3 protein-coding genes are annotated in these 3,495 nt (G+C 67.3%); all 3 read right to left on the bottom strand.

What is annotated here, in order from left to right; translation table 11 throughout:
* Positions 1 to 102 precede the first annotated feature (102 nt).
* The 3 genes from HB681_RS37400 to HB681_RS37410 are packed head-to-tail and all read right to left on the bottom strand — an operon-like array spanning position 103 to position 3,339.
* Positions 103 to 1,119: a tyrosine-type recombinase/integrase gene (locus HB681_RS37400; protein WP_213959951.1), complete on the bottom strand. Its 1,017-nt coding sequence runs from the start codon at positions 1,117 to 1,119 to the stop codon at positions 103 to 105.
* The gene (locus HB681_RS37405) at positions 1,112 to 2,089 is read right to left on the bottom strand and encodes a tyrosine-type recombinase/integrase (RefSeq protein ID WP_213959952.1); all 978 of its coding nucleotides are present in this window, start codon (positions 2,087 to 2,089) and stop codon (positions 1,112 to 1,114) included. The genes HB681_RS37400 and HB681_RS37405 overlap by 8 nt, the downstream gene beginning before the upstream one ends.
* The gene (locus tag HB681_RS37410) at positions 2,086 to 3,339 is read right to left on the bottom strand and encodes a site-specific integrase (protein WP_213959953.1); all 1,254 of its coding nucleotides are present in this window, start codon (positions 3,337 to 3,339) and stop codon (positions 2,086 to 2,088) included. Before HB681_RS37410 ends, HB681_RS37405 begins: the two co-directional genes overlap by 4 nt.
* Between the last annotated feature and the right edge of the window lie 156 nt (positions 3,340 to 3,495).

Below are 3,495 nucleotides of genomic sequence, written 5' to 3' on the forward strand. Positions count from 1 at the left end.
CGGCCATTATGAGAAGGCCCCAGTTATGAGAAGTTCTGGAGTGGGGAGCGCGCGGATCACGACGTAGTTGGGCTCTCCGACACGCTCGGCCCCTTCTCATAATCACAGCGTCTTCAGGAACTCCAGCAGCGAGTCGGTGGCGCTGAAGCGTCTTGCTGCCGTGTCGGGGTCCTGCAGCTTGGCCAGTGCCTTCTCCTTCATCGCGAGGTCGGCTTCCACGTACTGGTGGGTGGTGGCTGGGCACTCATGGCCGAGCCACAGGGCGATGCCCTCGATGGACTCGCCAGACTGAAGCAGGTGCATCGCTGTCGTGTGGCGAACCGTGTGTGGGGAGATGCGATGTCCCCGAAGACTCGGCATCCCTGGCGATGCCGCTGCCACCGCCAAGGCCAGCCGCTGCGTGACGTTGGTACGCGTCATCGGATGGCCATCCCGGTTGGGCAGTAGCGCCGACGTTGACATCAACGCAGGGTTCAGCCGCAACCACGCCCGCACTGCCTTGACCGTAGATCGCCACAGCGGCATCGTCCGCTGCTTGCGGCCCTTGCCGTGCAAGTGGACGCAGGCCGCGCCGTCGAGCAAGACATCGGCCAAGCGAACGCCGATGATCTCCGACACCCGCGCGCCGGTGTTGTAGAGCATGTGCAGTAGCAGGTGATCGCGCTGGCTGGTCCAGCTTGGCCCCGGCTTGCCGATGATCGCCAGCATCTCCTCGCGCGACAGGAACCCGAGCATCGGCCGCTCGAAGCGCTTCATCGGCACACCCAGTGCCTGCTCGACGACATGCAGTGCATCGACATCACGGTGGCCGGCGAACTTCAGGAACGCGCGCAGCGCCGCCAGCCGCGCGTTGCGCGTCCGCACGGCGTTGCCGCGGTCACGTTCCAGATGATCGAGGAAGGCCAGGATCAGCGTCGGCGTGATGTCCTGCAGCCGCATCGTCGTGGGCTGCTTGTGCAGGTGCATCACCGCGAAGTCCAGAAACAGCACGAACGCGTCACGGTAGGTCGCCACCGTCCGCGGGCTCATCGCGCGCTGCTGGGTGAGGTGCTCGGTGAAGAACGACTGCACCAGCGCAGCGAAGCTCGGCGGGGCGCGCGGAGTCGAAGTCCTACTCATCGCCGTCCTCCCAGGGATTGGCGAAGCGCTCGAAGCGCTGGCCCAGCAAGCCCATCAACTCCGGCACGCCGGTGAGGTACCAGTAGGTGCTGGAGACCTTGACGTGACCGAGGTAGGTCGACAGCGCCAGCATCCGCTGGCCCACGTCCACGCCCTGCTCGTGCCAGAGCACCAACCGGCGCACTGCGAAGCTGTGGCGCAGGTCGTGGATGCGCGGCGTGCCATGGCTCCCACGATCCACCCAGCCGAGTTGCCTGCGCAGTTCCTCGAAGATGCGGTGGACTTGGCGGTCCCCGACGGGTTGACCCAGCAAGCGCCCGCGGCTGGCGACGAAGAATGGCAACTCGGGTGTGCTGCGCACATGCCGAGTGCGCTGCGCTCGGTAGCGCGCCAGGGCCTCGATGGCGCTCGGATGCCGCGGCACCAGGCGCGACTTGCCGCACTTGCTCTGCCGGATCGTCAGCACGCCGCCTTGCAGGTCTACATCGGCATCGAGCAACCCCAGCGCCTCGGAGATGCGCAACCCGGTGCAGGCGATCAGCCCGAACAGCGTCTCCATCACCGCCGGGCGTAGTCCGCCGTCGGGGCCGAGCTCCCGGGCGGCGGCCAGCAAGTCTACGATCTCGGGCTCGCGGTAGACGTGTGGCGTCATCCGGCCCGGCACCGCGCCGAAGACGGCTTCGTTGGGCACCTCGGTGGCGGGCTCGAACTGCCGTAGCCACTTGGTAAACGGCCGCAGCATCTTCAGCCTCCGGGCCGCAGTGGCGCGGTCGCCATGTCCGCCCTTGGCTTGGCGCGCCCAGGTGGCCATCAGATCGACCTTCAGCGGTCCGTGGTGCCCCGCCGCTTGGACATGCCTGGCGAAGCTTGCCAGACCGTGCCCCATCGTGCTGAGCTCGAAGCCCACACGGCGTCGCTCGGCCAGGTACTGCTCGACCCTGGCCTGCAGGCTGCCCGTCCGCGCGCTCATGCCAGGCTCCCCGGCCACGGCAGCGCAACGTCGGACAGCGCGCCATGGTCAACCTTGGCGTAGATCATCGAGGTGTTCAGTGACCGGTGCCGCAGCACGTCGGCCACTTCCTTGATCGACCCGCCCTGGTTGATGATCCGACAGGCCACGGTGTGGCGCAGGGCATGGCCGCGGCCATGCGGGATGCCTGCGCGCCGGAAGGCGTCGCGAACGATACGGCGAATGGCGTCGACGCCGATGGGCTCGTCATGCGGCGCCATTCGGCGCACGAACACCGCCCCGTCGCTCGTCTTGGGTCGCTCGTAGCGCAGATACGCCTCCAGGGCCCGGCCGGTGCTCGTCGGCAAGGGCAGGAGGTCCTGGCGGCGCGACTTCGTGCGCTTGAGCGTGACCGTGCCCTGGCGCCAGTCGATGTCGGCCAGTTGCAGCCGGCTGATCTCGATGCCGCGCAGCCCAAGATCCAGCGCCAGGCGGACGACTGCGTAGCCACGGCGGGGCGAAGGCAGCGCAGCGGTGAACGAACTCAGCAACCGATCCACCTCCTCGGGCTTGAGCCCTCTTGGCAGCGACGCCATGCTCCAGTGCGCGGGGGATGCGATGACTGCCAACAGCGGCTGCACCGCATCGCCACGGGTTGCGCGGTAGCGCAGGTACGCGCGCAGGGTCGAGGCGATCGTGATGGCGTTGCTGGTGGTACCCAGGGCATCGAGTTGGTCGGCGACGAAGTGCCGTATGTCGTCGGTCTGAAGCTCGCCGACGACGACAGGCCGACCGGCGGACTTGGCCACCAGCAGCCGTTCGACGATGCGAAGACGGCCACTGCGCGTCTTGGATGCCAAGCCGCGCGCGTCGCGCATGTGGGCGTCGTAGCTGCGAAGCTCATCGGCAATGGGGCCTGCCGGTGCGGGCGGCCGCGCAATGATGCCCTCGGCACGCAGGATCTCCAGCATGGGGACCAATGCCGCATGCGCGTCACTCGGCGTGCGCAACGCGCCACCCAGGCAGTCGCACCGAGGCAGGTGATAGCGAAGGAATTGGTCGATGCAGCCTTCGTTCAGCATGCGCGCCGGCAAATGGCACATCGACATCCAGTGCGCGAAATGCGCTACGGCGTTCACGTAGCGATCGCAGGTGTGGGTGGCGTACCGGCCTCGCCTCAGTCGCGCGACGTAGGCCGGGACTTGGGCGGACAGCGGGCCTTCGAGCAGCCAGCCCCGTAGGGTCTGGTGCAGCGCAGGGATCTTGGTCATGACGGTCTCCAGAGGTGGAGCCGTCAGTGCTGCGCCAGCAGCCGATTTATGTCCAGTCCAGTGCGTGGTCGCACTGCGGATCGCGAGTATTGGCGCGGCCTGCCCGCCTACGTCGCCCCAGAACTTCTCATAACTGGGGCCTTCTCATAATGGCCG

Origin of the sequence: Variovorax sp. dw_954, from assembly GCF_018449755.1 — a bacterium.
Taxonomy (GTDB): domain Bacteria; phylum Pseudomonadota; class Gammaproteobacteria; order Burkholderiales; family Burkholderiaceae_C; genus Variovorax.